This is a genomic window from Rheinheimera sp. UJ51 (assembly GCF_020819615.1).
GTDB classification, from domain to species: Bacteria; Pseudomonadota; Gammaproteobacteria; order Enterobacterales; family Alteromonadaceae; genus Alishewanella; species Alishewanella maricola.
In genome coordinates, this window is the sequence record NZ_JAJHOG010000001.1 from 172435 (window position 1) to 190778 (window position 18344).

At 42.3% G+C, this 18344-nt stretch carries 10 protein-coding genes; 3 read left to right on the forward strand and 7 right to left on the reverse strand.

Translation table 11 applies throughout. The features are described 5' to 3' along the window. Positions 1-8: 8 nt before the first annotated feature. The 3 genes from LMJ53_RS00760 to LMJ53_RS00770 all read right to left on the reverse strand — a co-directional run bounded on the left by LMJ53_RS00760 (position 9) and on the right by LMJ53_RS00770 (position 6822). Positions 9-2762: an SLBB domain-containing protein gene (locus tag LMJ53_RS00760; RefSeq protein ID WP_229584340.1), complete on the reverse strand. Its 2754-nt coding sequence runs from the start codon at positions 2760-2762 to the stop codon at positions 9-11. Between the two features lie 513 nt (positions 2763-3275). Beyond that, entirely contained in the window at positions 3276-4637 is a 1362-nt protein-coding gene (locus LMJ53_RS00765) for a capsule assembly Wzi family protein (protein ID WP_229584341.1), read from the reverse strand. Positions 4638-4836: 199 nt separating this feature from the next. Further along, a complete protein-coding gene (locus LMJ53_RS00770) occupies positions 4837-6822 on the reverse strand; it encodes a capsular polysaccharide biosynthesis protein (protein WP_229584342.1) in 1986 nt (661 codons plus the stop codon). A gap of 116 nt (positions 6823-6938) precedes the next feature. Here LMJ53_RS00770 and LMJ53_RS00775 point away from each other — a divergent pair, with 116 nt between their 5' ends. Genes LMJ53_RS00775 through LMJ53_RS00785 form a run of 3 tightly spaced genes read left to right on the forward strand, consistent with a single transcriptional unit; the run spans position 6939 to position 11058 of the window. Then, entirely contained in the window at positions 6939-7970 is a 1032-nt protein-coding gene (locus LMJ53_RS00775; RefSeq protein WP_229584343.1) for a hypothetical protein, read from the forward strand. Beyond that, positions 7967-8893, forward strand: a complete 927-nt coding sequence (locus LMJ53_RS00780; protein WP_229584344.1) for a glycosyltransferase family 29 protein — start codon at positions 7967-7969, stop codon at positions 8891-8893. Before LMJ53_RS00775 ends, LMJ53_RS00780 begins: the two co-directional genes overlap by 4 nt. After that, the gene (locus tag LMJ53_RS00785; RefSeq protein ID WP_229584345.1) at positions 8890-11058 is read left to right on the forward strand and encodes a glycosyltransferase family 2 protein; all 2169 of its coding nucleotides are present in this window, start codon (positions 8890-8892) and stop codon (positions 11056-11058) included. Before LMJ53_RS00780 ends, LMJ53_RS00785 begins: the two co-directional genes overlap by 4 nt. Positions 11059-11113: 55 nt before the next feature. Here LMJ53_RS00785 and LMJ53_RS00790 read toward each other — a convergent pair whose 3' ends face one another. The 4 genes from LMJ53_RS00790 to LMJ53_RS00805 all read right to left on the reverse strand — a co-directional run bounded on the left by LMJ53_RS00790 (position 11114) and on the right by LMJ53_RS00805 (position 18320). Further along, positions 11114-12454, reverse strand: coding sequence for an alginate O-acetyltransferase AlgX-related protein (locus tag LMJ53_RS00790; RefSeq protein ID WP_229584346.1), 1341 nt, complete (start codon positions 12452-12454; stop codon positions 11114-11116). A 30-nt stretch (positions 12455-12484) separates the two neighbouring features. Continuing rightward, positions 12485-13300 (reverse strand): SGNH/GDSL hydrolase family protein, encoded by an 816-nt coding sequence (locus LMJ53_RS00795; protein ID WP_229584347.1) that lies wholly within the window; start codon positions 13298-13300, stop codon positions 12485-12487. An 83-nt stretch (positions 13301-13383) separates the two neighbouring features. Beyond that, entirely contained in the window at positions 13384-16182 is a 2799-nt protein-coding gene (locus LMJ53_RS00800; protein ID WP_229584348.1) for a glycosyltransferase, read from the reverse strand. A gap of 5 nt (positions 16183-16187) precedes the next feature. After that, positions 16188-18320, reverse strand: coding sequence for a hypothetical protein (locus LMJ53_RS00805; RefSeq protein WP_229584349.1), 2133 nt, complete (start codon positions 18318-18320; stop codon positions 16188-16190). Positions 18321-18344: the final 24 nt, after the last annotated feature.

Below are 18344 nucleotides of genomic sequence, written 5' to 3' on the forward strand. Positions count from 1 at the left end.
ATGTCAGCTTAAAAACTGTTAAGCGCGGCAATGGCAACAGCCGTTTGATAAAAAATTTGTGTGACTTGCGCCCAAACACTTAAGCTATCTTTATATTCTGTATCCAGCGGCATAATAATGGTATCACCTGGACGCAGCTCGTCGTTCACGGCACTAAACCAGCGACTTTGGCTTGGGATCATAACGGAACCGTCTGCGCGAATGACGAAAACACGCTCTTGATCAGCCCGTTTACGTGGCCCGCCCGCTAAAGCAAGGTATTCGCTGACACTTAAGCCATTACGGAAACGGTGAGAACCAGGGTGTTGTACTTCGCCCATAATGGTAACCGACGTTTGATTGCGCGGAATGTATAAATTGTCTTGATGTTCTACCTCAAGATCGTATGTTGTCTCACCTTTTGCAATTTGCTCAAGGTTAACGACCATACGACCAATGGGCTCAAGTGTTTGCAACTCATTTAACATGGCTAATGGCGAAGCGCCTGCTGCGCTGGCTAAACCACTTTCACTGCTGACTACCCGACTAGCAACATCCGCTTTTAATTGGGAAATTAACTTGGCCGCTTGTTCTGTTTCGCGTAGCCGGATTGCGTTTCGAGTAAATACAGCACCATACGGATAAGCATCACTGGTAAACCCACCGGCACGTTTAATAACATCCGAAAGTTTTTCGCCTTTTAACACTTGATAAGTACCAGGAAATCTCACTTCCCCTTGTATGTTAACGAGCCGAACTTGCGACCAATCTGGTGTACTGAAAACATTTACCCGATCTCGGCTGGTTAACAAAATATCTTGCTGTGAATCTTTAAGAATAGCGCCAAGATCGATATTAATATTTTGCTGCTCTACGCCATTGCGTTCAACTTGTTGAGATAAAAACCGGCTTAATTCAGCACGTGGCAAGTAAGCTGAACTATTCAAGCCCCCTGCGGCACTGATTAACATGGCGACATTACCACCAACCGCAAGCGGGTATTCACCGGGCACTTTTACATCACCCGATACCGATATAATTGGCACAGCTTGCTGTTCTGAACTTTTCTTCGTTAACATTTGCAGCAGTGGAAACAACAATTCACGGCGAGAAAAATGCTTAGACAAGGCGATGTAGTCCGGGTTGGTATAAAGTTGTTCTAGCATGGTAGATACAAAACTTTCTAATAGCATTTGCTCAGTTAATTCTTGTTGTTCAGATTTGAACTGGCTGCTAGCAATCAGAGCACTTTTAGTTTCAAGTTGCTTGAAAAGCGTGGCGGTTATATCACCGGCCAACAAGGCATTTTCAGTAAAACGATTGAGCTTGCCTGCAACGGCACGACGAACAAAACTATTCAGCTTTTCGCGGTCGTAGGTTTGATTGACTTGATGGAAAACTAACACAACATCTTGTGGTTGCAATGGAAGCGGGGTGAATTGATTGGATTGTGATTGGTCCAGTGCGTCTAACAAGTTGAATTGCTGTACTTCAACATCACCACGATTATTTAAACGACGAACCACCAAGGCATAATTTGCGTCTGTGCTTTGCAGTAAATCAGACCAGATATTGCCTAGCAAATGATGCAATTGCATACCTTGTTTCCAGGCATAAGTTCCTGGCCGAGCGACAGCACCAACAATCACTACCTGATCTTTTACACGTTGAGACAATTGTGGCACTAACAATTTGTCACCGGAACGCAGCATAACATTCTTAGCATTAGCTTCAGTTAAATTTAAATTAACCAGCTCACGCCCATTGGGACCCGCGCGATGTAATGTCACAGCATTAACATGAGCAGCAGCTTGTAAGCCGCCAGCCATGCTAATTAGCTGCTCAAGCGTTTCCCCTTTCGCTAATTCGTAATAGGCAGGACGACGCACTTCACCTTCAATAGCCACTATTGCGCCAGCTGGGGCAATAAACAGTACGTCGCCATGTTGCAAGGTGACATCATTGGCATTATTGCCATGCAGCAATAACTGATATAAATCAAATGACGCTATCAACTTGCCCGCACGAGTAACTCGAATATCTCTTAAACTGCCGATCTCTGAAACACCACCGGCGACAAACAACGCTTGAGTTACAGAAGTTAGCGCTGAAACGGCATACATCCCCGGATTACGTGCTTCTCCAGCGATAAAAATATTTATGGTGCGCAGTTGCCCCATGGTTACCGCAGCTTGTAACCCAATATTGGATTCACTAATTCTATTGCGGATCAGTTCACTGGCTTGGTTAAAACTTAAACCCGCTACATTTAATGGCCCACCGTTGGGCAACATAACACTACCATCACGTTTCACCACTAACTCATAATCACTGCTTTCTTTACCGTAAATCTGCAGCAATAAGGTGTCATCTGGGCCTAATGTGTAAGAGTTTGGAACCGGCGCATTAGCTACAGGGGCAAATGTACTGATTTGACTATCAAACAAGTTTTCGCCGAAACGGCGTAAAACCGCTGGATCTTCAGTTTTGTCTTCTGGCTGCGCAGCATTTAATGCTTGTTGTAACGATAAAGCATTTAATTCTTGGTTAGGCTTTAGATTTTCAACGTTGTCAGATTGCAAACGATTTGCCGTTGCGCCTGATGACAAACTGGAAATATCAATACCATATTGCTTTGCTAAAGCTTCTTGTTGCGCTTTAGGTAATTGCTGAAACTGTTTAATTTGTGCCGCGCTTGGTTGTTGTGCAACGACACTGACCGCCATAAACAAAGCAGGGATGCTCACCACTAGTTTGCGAAAAAAACCTGTAGACAACCTCATTAACGTGCTTCCATTTTGTTATTGATTTTACCAATTTTTATATCCATCACATTCACTACAATGCGAAGGAATTGTATGGTTCTAAGTGCGAAAGTATAACGTAAATCCACTTTGCTGTATCACTGATTTCGCTTTTACATTAAACCAATGTTAATTTTTAATTCAGAGTGTTACAAACACCCATCACGCAATATTTTACATGCCTATAAACTCAGTAATACTTTGTTTTTAAACATTAACTAAACTTTGTTAAACCATTAATTAAACCAGGTTAAATGCGTTATTTAAGCATTTTGTAAGGTCTTATTTACTATGTGTACAAGAGGTAAGTAAACTGAAGGGATGAACTGAATTACAAAAATTCGGCAACAAAGCATCAACCAAAACTGTAACCGCAGAGAATCACTTTCCATAGTAAAATGTCCATTAAAGCGTGGCGAATGTTAGTGCGGATCAGCACTGTTAGTCAACTTATTACAAAGCGAGCAACCACAGTTGGGGTTAAAACACCCCCTACCAACGCCACTCCCAGGTGAAACCAGCAGCATGAACAAGTGTGTTACCTTGGCCGCCATACCGTTCACCATACTGCAGGTGGTAATCAAAACTAAGTAAGCCTTGCCAAATGGGCAACTGAATGCCTGTTTGTAATGAAAGCGGGTCAATTAAATAATCTTGCAGTGTTAACAACGATGCCGTTTCTGTCATATTTGACTGAGTTAACGCTGTTTTTATGTAAGCGGCTCGCCCTTCAGGGCTGTAAGCTTTAAGACCAACGCTCACCATTCGTTGCAGTTGTTGTAACGGCTGATCAGGTTGCAACCCCTGCCAATACTGGTATTTTTCAGGAATATATTGCAACTCAGCAAAGGCGTTTAACAGTAATTTTTGATGGCCAAAATGCCACTGAGCCCCCACTAACCAGCCATTTGCAATGGCTACACTTCGTTGAGAAGAGATTTCGGCATAAACCGACCCGGCACCCAATCGCCATTGCAAGTCAACACCAAGCGTTGTCATATCTTCAAAAGAATATCGATCAAACAACTCGGGAACTGTTAGCAGTTCGTTTGTGTATGGGCGAATTCTAAATACCGAAACGCCCCACTCTAACGCTGCAGTAGGCTTAAAATTAGCGCGTGCTGCTCCATAACGCGCATGACGCAGCACAGCAGTACCCGCATATTCCCCTACTTGCACATTAATATGAACCGGGCCAAACCAATCAAAAGTAGAACCGAGTAGTTCGTTAGCATTTAAACGGCTTAACTGTAAGCTTTTTGCCGGACGAGTACGATTATCAAAACTAAAGCTTTGCTGCTGTGCCGGGCCCCACCATTGCGGCAGCACCCCTGCAATTAACGCCCAATTACCCACCGCATAAGCGCCATAACTGCCATCCCAATTGCTGGTGTTATCAGAATAGAGATTGCTATCAAAGGGGTCTTTTCGAAATTGTTTTACCACGCCAGCAGACCAATTATTGGCAACCACCTCGCTACTAATCGCAAATAAGCCTTTTTGTTGATACTGGTTAGCGCCAGCGCTTTGACCAAGCGGATCAGTGCTCGCACTGACGGTCAAGGCACTACTCGATGATTGCTGTGCAAACCTTGCGGCTGTGAGCAAGCGTGTATAAGCCAACAGCTCATGTTCATCTAAGATACTGCTATCTAAAGTTGTGAGGTCTTGTAATAGCGGACGCCACATCAACGGCAAAGTATTCACTGGCGTTTTAAGATGACCTGCATCAGCCAGTAACTGAATGCTGCTGCGTAAATAAAGGTCGTCGGTATTCACCCACGGCGCCGCCTGAAGCGGCAACGCAAGCAGCAGATACATCAAGGAAAATGAAAAAAAACGTGAATTACGCATGGTATAACTGCAACGTCCTGTGCAAACGGAAAATCCGTGGCAATGCTAGCAGACCCCCTGCCACCACACAAGCACCACCCTCACTTCCCACTCAGAGTATGGTCAAACCAGTCTCTGAGTAAGGCCAGACCTGTACCGGAGTGCGGTCATACCAGTCTCGGAGTAAGGTCAGACCTGTACCGGAGTGTGGTCGGATGTGTTAAAACTTTTTCAGGGCTAATAATTTACGAAAGACGATGCGCCACCAAGGCGTTTTTACAGGCTGCTGTTGGCGCAGCAAATCCAGTTCAGTGATAACCCGCTCTGGTGTGGTGTAATAACCGGTAGTTCGGCTTATATAAGTGGGATAGCGAATTAAAGTAGCCGCCACCAATTCATCCAGTGTACGCTGGATATTCCGCCGAGTCGGCGGATACTTATCGTTAGTTAAGCCCCAACCGGCATAAAAAGGCTGACCATAACAAGTTACATCTTTACCGCGCAGCAAAGCTTCAAAACCAGCCAGCGATGTGAGGGTGTGCACTTCATCTACCTGCGAAAACATATGTGCCATGTCTTGATCAGTTACCAGTTCGTCATATTCTGTTTGCGGGCCGCTATCGGCAGCGCCTGCATTACGCAGCCCCGCCAATACATCTGGGTGGGGTTTGTAGACAATATAAGCATCGAGGTTAGCACTACGTACTGCCTGTAATAACGCTAAATTTGTTTTTAACACGGGTGAGCCTAAACGAATAGAGGCATCAGACTCAACCTGCCCTGGCACTAAAATCACTTTTTTATTTGCGGGTCGACACCAAGTACTGCCACCCAAATTATATTTTGTGACCTTCTGGCTAACTAGGCGCTTTCGCAACGCGGCAGCACGGCTAAGTTCATCTGCAGTAAAACGAGCTTTAACCAGTAAGGCTTCGAGAGCAGAAGGTGCCGTGGCATCGTAATACATACCAACCGTATCAAGCACCCAAGAAGAGGGTTTAACCATATCCGCGCCCAAGCCCACCGAACGGATAAAGCCATCTTCAACACGCACAGTATTAGGTTGCTGAATTACAGAGCCCCATTTTAACTCCCAAGCTTGTTCAGGAATGGCATTACGATCTTTAACAAAGGTTAAACGGCTACCTTGAGTAAAACGGCGCAATACTGGTTTTTTCCAACGCGAGGGTTTAACGGCAAAAAGCTCTGCAGGTAAACGTTGCCGCTGCTGTCGCTGTAATGCTAGCCAACTTAACAAGTGCTCAACTTCACAGAGTTGTGTGGTCTCAGGATCGATATAGCGTGGGTAAGCAACTAATGCAGCATAAACCAATTGCTCAATACTCACCGGCTCTCGTCGCTCAGGTGCACTCAAGGCATCCTGTGTTAACCCCCAGCCCGCATAAAATGGCATGCCAAAGGTATAAACAGGCTTTTGCCAAAGTAACGCCTCAAATCCCATTTGTGAGGTAACACAAAATATCGCAGTGGCTTGCTCTAATAAAGCCGGGGCATGGATGTCGCTGGTTAGCACTGTAATTCTGGGATGCGACAATTGTTCAGGTTTAAAATACCCCTGTTTTTTGCCTGCAAATACATCCGGATGAGTTTTAACTACAACTGTAGCCGTTTCGTCAAAGGCTAATGCACTTGTCAGCATTTGCTGAAAACTTTCAGCTGATGCCTGACCAAAAGCAATGGCCGCATCACCAAAGGTTTGATCAACCACCAAAACGAATGGCGTTTCAGGCACAGCTTGCTCACGACTGTGATTATATTTCGATACTCTGCTTTGCTGCCATTGCAGCAGCAACGCCTGAGCACGGTTTATTTGCTGTTGGTCAAGTGGCGATTTAATAAGTTGCTCTAATCGCGAGGGTTGGCTCGCATCATAATAAATACCGCCATCATCTATCACAATTGAAAATGGCGCACTGTGGATCCCAAGCTCAACTGAACGTAAAAAACCATCCTCCAGCCGAAGCACGGGTAAATTCAGCTTTTTTGCCAGCGCCGTTGCTTTTAATGCTGAAGGTTTGTTACCCCAAGCGATAACGGCTTTACAGCCGCGAGAGCGATCATGTGAGAATCGCCCCTGAAAAACGATATTCGCCCCTAAAAAAGTCGATAAATGGGGTGTACGCTTAAGCGCTGGCGACACACACAGCAGTTTATCGGTGGGTAATAAAGGCAAATAATTGTTCAAAATAACCGCTAACCTTTTAAAGTAGAATCAACTGACGACGCTATTATGCCAAGAACGTTGTTATTGTGCAGGCACTTTGTTTACAATTAACAACTAAGTCACTGTCAGGAAGCCTTTTGAAGCCCTTACGTATTGCCTTTGTAGCAAATAATAAAAACCCGAAGCTATTTCTGCAGGATCCTGCTTTTATCTATCGCTGCCAAAATTTGGCATTAGCGCTAAAGCAAGCGGGTCATCACACTGAACTCATGCATATTAGTCAACTCAGTGCCTTCAAGCATTTTGATATCGTATTATTGCATCGCCCTCGCAAAGGGATCGTATTGTCTTGGCAACTGGCTTTATTAAAACGTCAAGGTTGCAAAGTGATTGCTGATTTTGATGATTTAGTGTTTTTACCCGAATATGCGGCGGTTAGCCCCGGTGTCGTCAATGGCTTAGTGAGTATCACACAAACAGAAAAAAACTTTCGCGCACATCAACAGGCTTTACATTACTGTGATGCCTTTAGTGTATCCGTATTACCGCTTGCAGAAAAAATGCAGCAACTTACCCATAAGCCCGTGTTGTGCTTACCGAATGCGGTACACCTTACTTGGCTAAACATGCAAGAAGCAGAAGATAGAAGCACGCGCCATCGCCTTACGTATTTTCCCGGCACACGTAGCCATGACAAAGATTTTGCGTTAATTAAACCAATACTTGAACAAGTTTTAGCCGAAGAGCCTGAACTCGAATTACATATCACCGGTGTGCTAAATACCGATATTCAGTGTCGGCCTAGGCAACTTGTTCGCCACCCCAAGCAAAGCTTTACCGATTATGCCCAGCATGTGGCAAAAAGTTGGTTAAATTTAGCACCACTGGAAGAGAGCGAATTTAACCGCCATAAGTCTGCCTTAAAAGCGATTGAAGCCTCTTGGTTTAACGCCCCAACACTAGCAACCCCTATTCCAGATATGCAGCGGTTGCAAAATGCTGGTGCGATGTTAATGCATGATTCAGACAGCTGGTATTACGCTATTAAAAAATTACTGGATAAACAACATTACCAAGCAGCCAGCCAGCACCTTCGCAATGCAAATACCAAGCTAGCAACGGCTGCTGATAACGCCAACCAGTTTGTGCAATTTTATCAGACACTATGATTAAGCATCCGGCTTTTTTAACCCGTCCACACTACCGGGCTACACACACACTGCCCGCTTTGCGTAGTCAAGCTAAGCAACAGCGTATGGCCGGTTTTTATAATATCGCGACTCTCTGGTTATATCGTTGCTGCTGGCAACAAAGTGGCAAACTAGAGGATTACCTAAACTATCTCGCCTTTCGACGTGATTTAGGATACCCGGTCAGCACAAAACAACAACAACGTATCGCTAAGTGGCATAAAAATGCTATTACTAGGTTGTGTTGGTCATGGTTAAATCGTTCGGCCGCACATTTACGTAAAAAACTGTTAAAAGTGCCAACGCAGCAAAACGAATTACAACAAGAACTTATGCAAGCCGTGTCTGAAAAATCCGCAATTCAACTGGTTGGTAACAGTGCAAATTTAATAAATGCTAATCTTGGTGCTATGATTGATCGTTCGCCTTTAGTTTTGCGTTTTAATCGCTGTTTCAGTGAAGAAACTCGCCCTGAAGACACTGGTTTAAAAACAGATATTTGGGTATGTGCTCCAGATTTTAAGTTTGGCGCGCCAAAACATCATTGGTGTGTATTAACAGGCCCTGACATGCTCAATTGGTTATCGCGCTTACCTGCAGCCATAAAAAAACGCAGAGATATCCTATCCGTCCCGTTGTCAGTTTGGCGGGAGTTAGTACGTGAGCTAGCCGCACCACCGAGTGCAGGCTTATTAACCCTCAGATTTTTAAGGCAGTTAGTACCGCAATGCCAACTGTATGTTACAGGTTTCAGTTTGAATGATGCAGCTAGTCAATATCATCATGCTGATAAAAACCACAAAGCCGTTAGCCGGCATAATTGGCTAAAAGAACAAGAAATACTGAGTCGTTGGCTTGCCCTCAGCATTATCGCGTTAAGCACCGAGGAAACTGCTAATTGAATACGTTAACCCCATTATTTAACTTTACCCTTAAAAGTAAACAGTGGCTGGCTGAGTCACATAAATTTGATTTGAAAATTCGCAGTAAAGTGAACCAGCCTGCCGGATGGTTCCGCATTTCAATTAAAGCTAAAAACAAAGCTGCGTTGGCTTTTATCGCGGATCAAGGTAATTTTTGGTTACATCAAAATCACAACACCATAGGGGCAAACTTATTAAAAGAAGCTGATGATAAGCTAGCGTTGGTGTTTTTAAGACATAACCCTCTAAAAGCCTTAACCTTACATTGGCATACACTAAGTACATCAGGTGTTGCACCAGAGTTTGCCGTTAAGGTTTCTGCGATATCTCCAGCTGTTGCTTGGTATCATATGATGGCTCAAGTATCTCGCAAACATGTAAAAGAAGGTATTAGTCGAAGTTATATCTTTAGAATTACTCGAGCAAGATCTAAACGTGCGGGTAAAGAAATTGCTTTATCAAAACTAGTGAAGGAATATCATCCTCAGTTGTCATATCAATTAGTCAGTTGTGAACCTTACACTTATTGGCGTACCACACGCGAGCCACTACTTATTCAACAGCGACAACTGCCTAACCTAGACAATTCGGTACAGTTTCATATTATTGTGCGAGCCAAGGATAACGCTAAAGCGTTGCAACAAACCCTGAATTCAGTAAAAAGACAAACTCATACAAATTGGCAAATAAGCCTCTGCGAAATCACACCTGCGTTAACTGAAGTCGCAAAGCGCGAGATTGAACTAGATAAAAGGATGAGCTTACAAACATCCTTTACTCCTACCAATGAAACTTATTTCATTTTTTTGCAAGAGGGTGATCTACTTAAACCAGAAACACTGAGTATTTTAAGTAAACAACTCAGTGTTAGTGCTTCGGATATTATCTATGCTGACCATGATTTATTAAACGCTGATGGTATGCGTGTGGCTCCTCGTTTCAAACCCGATTGGAGCCCTGACTTTTTAATGCATCATAATTATATCGGCATGGCGTTTACAGTTAAAGCGCAGCTATTGCAGCACCTAATGACTGATAATAACTGGTTTTTACAACATCACTATTGTTTGTTATTGGCGGCAGTTAAACGAATCGCACCTGACAAGCGGGCAGAACACATTAAACATTTGCCAATGATCTTGTTTCATCAAGCACAGAAAAACCTCAAGCTAGGTTACACCTCAGCAATGTTAGCTAGCGTGAAAAAACACTTGCAAGATTTAGCTAAACAAAATAACGAACAACTGTTAAAGGTTACTAAGGGTAAGAGCGATCTGTTATTTCATTTACACTATGCTATTCCAAAACCTTGGCCTCTCGTCAGCTTAATAATTCCTACACGCGATGCATTAGAATTAACACGAACCTGTGTGAACAGTATTTTATATCTCACACAGTATCCTCATTACGAAATTATTATTGTTGATAATCAAAGCAGCGATCCTGAAACCTTAGATTGGTTTACGCAAATTAATCAGCATGAAAAAGTACGCGTCATTCACTATGACAAAGCCTTTAATTATTCAGCCATCAACAACTTTGCCGTAAGCCATGCCAAAGGTAGCGTCATTGGCTTAGTGAACAATGATACTGAAGTGATCAATAAAGAGTGGCTTACTGAAATGCTGCAACATGCTTGCCGCCCAGAAATTGGTTGTGTTGGTGCAAAATTATACTTCTTTGATGACACTATCCAACATGCGGGCGTTATTTTGGGACTTTGGGGCTTAGCAGGCCATGCCCACAAGCATTATTTAAAATTTGATAAAGGCCATCAATCCAGATTATTGAGTGTTCAAAATTTTTCTGCTGTAACGGCCGCCTGTTTATTGATCCGAAAAAGCGTGTATGAAGAGGTCGGCGGTTTAGAAGAATATCATCTGACGGTGGCTTTTAATGACGTGGATTTATGCCTAAAAGTAAAACAAGCTGGATACCGGAATCTTTGGACACCTTATGCTGAACTTTATCACTATGAATCGAAAAGCCGCGGCAAAGAAGATACGCCTGAGAAAAAAGCACGAGAACAAGGCGAAATTAGTTATATGCAACAAAAGTGGCCGAGCGAAATTGCCCATGACCCTTTTTACAACCCCAATTTAACACGTTCAAGGGAGGATTTTAGCATCAACCTTGATGACTAAGTTGTGGCAAACACCGAGGTAAATTGATCTCGGTGTTTAAAGCCGGCAAGTAAGTTTAACCTATCGGCTGGTTGAAATATTGATTTAAAACCTGAGCCACTTTGCCACCGTTAATCGCTTGCGCGGTAACCGCTTTAGCTTGTTGCTGCCAAGCGGCAAGTTCTAATGTTTGTAGCTTTTCAGTAATGCCCTCTTGTAAAGAGTAAGCAAGGCTTGGCGCCTTAATAACAAAGCGCGCGTTAGTTTGTGTCAACAAATATTCGGGGCGTAATTGTTTAACTAATCCCACATCAATATTACCAGCGGTATGCACCAAGGTGACGGTACTGAAAATGCGACTTAAATAATCTAGCATTGAGTAAGCCGAAGAAGAACCAAACACCAACAACTGCCCTACAACCAATGCTGTTTCATTCTGGATAACTAATGCACGACCAAAATTAGGTAGCTGATTATCATAAATAATAAATTTTTTGTAATTATAACTAATAAGCACAGCCTCTTCGTGACTGGCCGGTGGAAACACTTTATTACCAAGATCACCTATATGATTTCTTAGCTGAAACTTATCTTCACTAAACACGGCATCAATGGCTGTTTTTGCTATACCTAATTTTTCAGCTACTAGTTTTGATGCCTCCGCGGCACCGTGCACAGACCAATGCGTATCGGTTACCCGAAATGTTCTTTCTTTAGCGTTTTTTAACTCGGCTACTGGGTAACAAAGCGGAAAATGACTAGGAACTAACTTAAGTAATTCATCAGTAGCGGTAAGCTTGGCTTTTTCAAAAGGATAATACTGGCTATAAACACTTTCTTTTGCCGGCGCCATTAACATCGCACTGGGAATATCTAGCTCTGCCACTAATTTTTTAAACCCAGCAAAATATTTTTGCCATGCTTTTCGCTGGCTTCTTTCCATTAAAAGCTGGCCTGTATATTGCTCTACGCTTTTATTGGTATCGTTATCTAGAAATAACCAATCTGCTTTACCACGCAAGACTTGGAAAGCGCCAACTACTTTACCTTCCAACAAAGGATAGTCTTGCTGATCGATTTGCACACCAATCACAAAATCAGCTGCTGTTATGGGCAATTGATACCGAAAACCACAGCATAACTGCGGATGCTCTGATGATGATTCATTTAACACAGCTTGTATAACATCCGGTCTATTACGATTTGCTGTTAATAACACCTTTTGCTCACCTTGTAATAAATACAATTCGGGCAATGGTTGATTGGCTAATAACACCCAGCCTTGAAATACAATGCCTTGCTCGGTCAGTTCCGTTAAAGCCACAACATCTTTATCACGAGGGTAATCTAAACACCAACGCTGCAAGTTTGGTACCTTGGTAGATAAATGCTTTATTTCAATTGAATAATTGGTCAACTTAACTCATCCATAAACTACTACTTGCTACTAGCCGCTAAAACAACTGTTATTAGACCGATCAGTGATTAGAGCTTTGAGCTTTGAAAATACTACTGCATGGCCAGAGTCATTAAAATGCACGCCATCACCAGAGTCATACTGCGCTGCTAAATTGCCGGCATTGTCTACTAAATGAGAATAAAGCTCAACAAGACATGGACTAAAGCGAGGCTTAAGCAAACTATCAAGCTCAATTAATAAACGCTGTTTTGCTGCAGACATATTGCGCGGTTGCGCACCAAGCAAAATTAAAGGAATACTTTTATCAGCCAAACGTGTACGCATATACAACAAATTAAATGCCGTTTCCTCAGCGGGGAAATTACTGGCGGCATCATTGCTTGGGAAAGACAAAATGACCAAGTCAGCGCCAAGTTCAATTGCCAAATCAATATTATGTGCCAGATCCGGCTGTGGTCGCATATTATTTATACTACAGGCACTACTCAGCGCATGATAAGTGGTATACCCACCACGAGCAATATTGACAACTTCAGCCCCATAAGTTGCAGCTAAGTCTTTTAATTGCCCAGCCCAACTATTAGCGTAACTACTCGCACCAGCGCCAAAAGCTGATGAAGAACCCATCACAACCCAACGCTGCTGACGTTGAAGATAATATGGAGGTTTAAAATCAGGTAAATGTTGCGACCATATGCCGCAACTGGCCATGGCATTAGACAGTAATGCCGGGCTAGGTATTACAACCGCAGGCGGTTTGGGGACATCAACACTTGCTGTATCATTTGAGCCTCCACAGCCCTGTATCAACACCATTAGTAAAACAGTAAGCCATACCCGCATAAAAAACTCCCGCCAAGCTCATCAGACCACACTCCGGTACAGGTCTTACCACACTCAGACACCGATCGGAGCTCATACCTTACTCAGAGACGCATTTGTTGTTGAAAAAAATGCTCTAGTTTTACTGCTATTGTATCTGGACTAAACCGACTAGCCACAAAATTGCGAGCGGCCTCCCCCATCTGTTGTCGACCACTAAGATCAGTTGCTAACGTTGTTAACGCCTTCACCACTGCTTCGACATCTCTAAACGGAACCAAGATACCACAATCTGGCTGAACTAACTCTGGTAAGGCTCCCCACGCATATGCCACCACAACTCTGCCAGCTGCCATAGCCTCGAGCACGGAGCGACCAAAAGATTCTTGAAACTGCGACAAGTTAAGCACTATATCTGCTTGTGCTATAGCAAGTTGAGGTTGCTCAGCATAACCACAAAACGTTAAATTATGAGGTAATCCTGCAGCAATACGTTGCTTAACATGTTTATTGCTAGGCCCAAATAACAAGAAGTCAGCCGTAACACCGAGCTCGCAGCAACGCTTTGCAATAGCGATAACATCATCAAGACCTTTTTTGGGTAAATTACTGCTTAACATGGCCACTTGCAGCCGGGCTTGCTTAGGTAAGGGCAATAATGGCCATTCTGTAATATCTAAGATATTCGGCACGACGACGCAGCGCTCAGGAGCATTAAGCCAATTTTGCACTACAGCAGAATTAGCGACAAATGAAACTTTGCGTTGTAGCAGCACTTGACGCATTTTGGCATCATCAACATTGAGCACTTTACACAACGAGGGATCATGCGCTAATAACTCGCGAACATGCAGCACGGCTGGAATTCCAACTGATTGCGCAGCCGTTAATGGCTCACTTAACACTATTGTGTTCACATAAAGCAACTTAACGGCATATTGCTTAAATAGATGGGTAAATTGCTCAAGCACTGCCGGCTCGTCAGGACGCTCTGCCCGCCACCAATAATAAGGCATTATCACAACGGTATCGACGTATTGACGTAAAGCCGTTATGTACTTAGCTGAGTGTGCAGAAGGCAATACCACTATCAATTTAAACGGGCATTGGCTGAGTGCTTTTACCACATCGAGGAAACTGCGCTCTGCTCCAAATAACTTATCGGATACGGCATGGCCGACCAGCATCATTGTTGACGGGGTTAGCTTGCCAGCTTCGCCCGCTATATGTACTGCATACTTTTCAGGTTCTACCGCCTTTAACCAATGCGCTAGAGCCGCCGGTATTGGTAATTGCTGCTGATATGCATAGCCGCTGAGGCTAAAAGTAGGCAGCGGATCTCGCCCCTCGGCAGCGCCATGCGCAATAAAATGTGCTAAGGGCTCTGCCGCTGCTTGCGCTATATCGGGGTAACGGCGCAAATACCAAGCTGCATCAAACAGTTGTTTTTGCTCCAGTATCAACCGCACGTTATGTTGTCGATACCCCTGTGAACCTCGGCATATTCGTGCCGGCGCCACAAATGGCCGCTGCTCTGGCATGGCGGGTAAATACAACGAAGAAGCTGTTTTATGCCACGCCATAGCCGCATCATGATAGTCTTTTCGCACACCGCGAAACTGTGTGCGCAAATGACTATCTTTGGTTTGGCTTAACGAGTTTTCATCCGCCCGCCCAAAAGACAGCGGCACACCGGGTAACACCTCAACGATACTGTTATCACCAAATTGCTGTTTAATACGATAGTAATATTCGGTATCGGCATTTACAGACACACAATCCCAAAAGCCTAAGGCTTCAAACACTGCTTTGCGAAACATTAACGATGACACGTTACGGTAAACCCACGCATCTTCCATGCGCCAACGTTGAAAAACTAACTCTGGAGAACAACGCACCCAATGCGACACCGATGCCATCAGCGTCGCATCTTGTTGTAATGCCTGAACCTGGCGTTCAATCTTTTCTGGGTGTGACCAATCGTCAGCGTCATGGGTAGTTATAAAGTCACCACTGGCTTGCTGCAATGCCGTATTACGTGCCACATAAGCGCCGCTGTTCGTCGTTAACTGTACTAACGCGATGCGTTTATCCCGCTTAGCAAATTGCTGCACTATGGCAACAGAATTATCGGTAGAGCAGTCATCAGCCACTAGTATTTCCATGTTGCGATGGCTTTGCTGCAATAAACTTTTAAGCGCAGTCGCTATTGTTTTACTGGCATTAAAACACGGCACTATAATGCTAACTTTAGGCTGTATGGTACGTGGCCGAAAAAAACGATACCAAGCCGATTTCATCTTTTCGGCTTGCAAGCTGTCTAGATTAGCTTGGGTGTTGAGCTGTAACGGCGTTAAGCAATGCTTAGCAAAAACATTATTTAGTAAACGTAACTTTTCTGTGCCGCCTACCAGCATAGAACGCGCTAACTGCTTATCAACAGTGTCAGCCCAGAGTGGATGCGACAGCACAGCGTGCGCCTGCGCAGTTTGCTTACAATTAAAATAAGTAGAAAACGCCAGTAAAAACGGGCCTTGATGGGAAAGAATGTTTAGTGCAATTTCATCTTGTAACAAAGGCGGCAACAAAGGCAGTGCCTGTTGCCACTGCCCGACACTAGCAAACCAACGCGCTAAAACCCAAGCGGCTAAGGCGCTATGCAAAGATTGTTGCTTTTGCCATAGCTGTTGCAACTGTGCCAAATAAGGCTCGGCATCAACTGCCTGCCATAATGTTTGCTCAAGCTCTAAGGCAGGCAGTGCACAAGGCCAACGGCCTTCTTTTTGGCCATGGTTAAGATAATGCTGCAGGGGATCGACACCGGCAGCTGCTACGTCGGGGTTTTTATCTATGTAATACTCATGCGAGAATATGCTAGGAAAATTTGATACCTTCTGAGTCATAGATATCAACCAGACTCTGATATAGTTAATAAGTCATACAGACATGCTAATTTATTATGGATAATTCTTACTTCAGTTGAATTAGATCTATTAACCCAAGCATGAGATAAAACCTGAAGCATAAATTCATCTAAGTTTTCAGTTGCTAAAAATAAAATACTTTTTGCGTAGGAAAAAACTTCATCAAAGACAAATTCTTCAATTTGTTTTAAGTCAGGCTCAACACCAATAGTTATAGAATTTAATTTATTAACTTTAAAAGAATAATCCCAACTTTCAATACAATAATCCAGTTTGATATTAGCATTGGAAATGGGGTCACTATTCAAAAGTAAACAATCTCTTGCTAAACCCCTAATTTTATTAGTTTTTACGCTGTTGTAAGGTATGTTTGAAAGAAGTGGATTGAGAGAATATGTAATATCGTAAATTATGTGATCAGGCTCATACCTTCTAATCCAGTAGTTTTTAAGGAAAACAAACTCCTTTGCTTGAAGAGGCATGCAACACGACAGATCATAAAACTCTCTATCCAAGTTACCGGCATGAGTTGCCATTCGATAGTATAAAAATAAATTATCAAAGGAGATTATAGCCTCGTTATCTGGCGTATCGCCCAACGATTTAGTCAATTCAGTTTTCAATAACTCGTGATTTTTAGTAAAATCCAAAACACTCTGCTTTGAAAGCTTTTTAAAAAAATTGCTAAGCAATCCATCATCTTCGTAATCTTTGAGGGGATTATCTATTACATTTGAGTAATACCTTGTTGAAAAAGCTTCAAAACTTTCTCCAGAAATTCTAATAGCACTTTCAACTCGCTTTTTAGAGGTTGGAATATACCATAGGAATCTATATCCTAAATTATAACTCCTCTTATTTTTAGTTAGCTCTCTAAAATCAGAATATTCTATATAATCGCCATCACTGTAGTATGGGAAGTTGTATAGGTTATTTATCGCAATTGCTGTTTTTAGATCGTCCTCTTCATGATTGTTAGATCTGATAAAAAAATTGTTATAATTTTTTGCGATATTAGTTAAGGCAGCATAATTAACTCGACTGTCTCTACCTCCTGACAAATCGAATAAAACTTTCTGAAAACTTTTATTCTCAAAAACAAGCTTTATGTTGTTTTTAATAACTTCAGCAGCTTTGAAAATATAATCTTTGTAGCCTTCTTTATTTTTTATTAACAAATTCTTCTGATCAAAATAAAAACTACTTCTTTCTATATTAAGACCTGTACGATTAACTTCTATTTCTTCCCAAGAGTTAAGCATAAATGTATTCTTTACAGGCATACGCTTACTAATAGCTTGAAGAAAAAGAGTAACATTCGATGAAAAATTCAATCTAACAATATCAAAATCTATTTCAATTTTTACATTGCTTTTTTTCATGAACAAAAGTAGAGAGTGATAGTTATTTGAAACAATAGATAATTCATCGCTCTGATAGTAGAACAATTTACAAAAACCAAAATAATCAGAAAAAACGCTGAACCTATCTGATTTTTTTTGACAGCATGTGAACATACCAAGTGAATTATTTAATTCATTAAGGTCAGACAACTCTATCTGGCTTTGCCCATATATAAATTTGTTCTTTAACCATGCATAACCAGAAAAAACAGTGTTATGAAAAAGACCTTTCTGAGAATCACTACGACTACAGAATAACGAAATTATCTTTTCCCCAAATTCAATCTTATCAACTAACTTGAAATCAGGAAAATTTAAAGCACTCATTGAAGAGTGGTTATATGATGTATAAGAAATTAAAAAATCATTCTGTGGTTCAGGAGATAAGAAAAATGGCAAGACATCACTTTTTAAAATTGAAGAGCTTACTTTCTCATCTATTTTTTGCTCATCAGTTTTACTTATAAATAACACTGTATATGTTTCATAAAAACCTTTCTTAATCTCACCACTTAAAGTTGTTACTCTTGCAAAGTAATGCCCAGTAGATTCAGGGACATAAAAAGCATCAATTAATTTTTCACAACATATTGATCTTGTTTTAGTAGATTTACCAAAGCAATCAACATAAAAAAACTCAATATAGAAACTCAAGCCATTAGTATCGATTGTTGTTGCAACTTCAATCCCTGACTTTGAAATAATTAAATACACGTTACACTCCAAATTAAATCCATT

Bases quoted from the DNA above. Each gene is read 5' to 3' on its own strand.
- LMJ53_RS00760 (WP_229584340.1), bottom strand. From the start codon at position 2,762: ATGAGGTTGTCTACAGGTTTTTTTCGCAAACTAGTGGTGAGCATCCCT.
- LMJ53_RS00765 (WP_229584341.1), bottom strand. From the start codon at position 4,637: ATGCGTAATTCACGTTTTTTTTCATTTTCCTTGATGTATCTGCTGCTT.
- LMJ53_RS00780 (WP_229584344.1), top strand. From the start codon at position 7,967: ATGATTAAGCATCCGGCTTTTTTAACCCGTCCACACTACCGGGCTACA.
- LMJ53_RS00795 (WP_229584347.1), bottom strand. From the start codon at position 13,300: ATGCGGGTATGGCTTACTGTTTTACTAATGGTGTTGATACAGGGCTGT.
- LMJ53_RS00800 (WP_229584348.1), bottom strand. From the start codon at position 16,182: ATGACTCAGAAGGTATCAAATTTTCCTAGCATATTCTCGCATGAGTAT.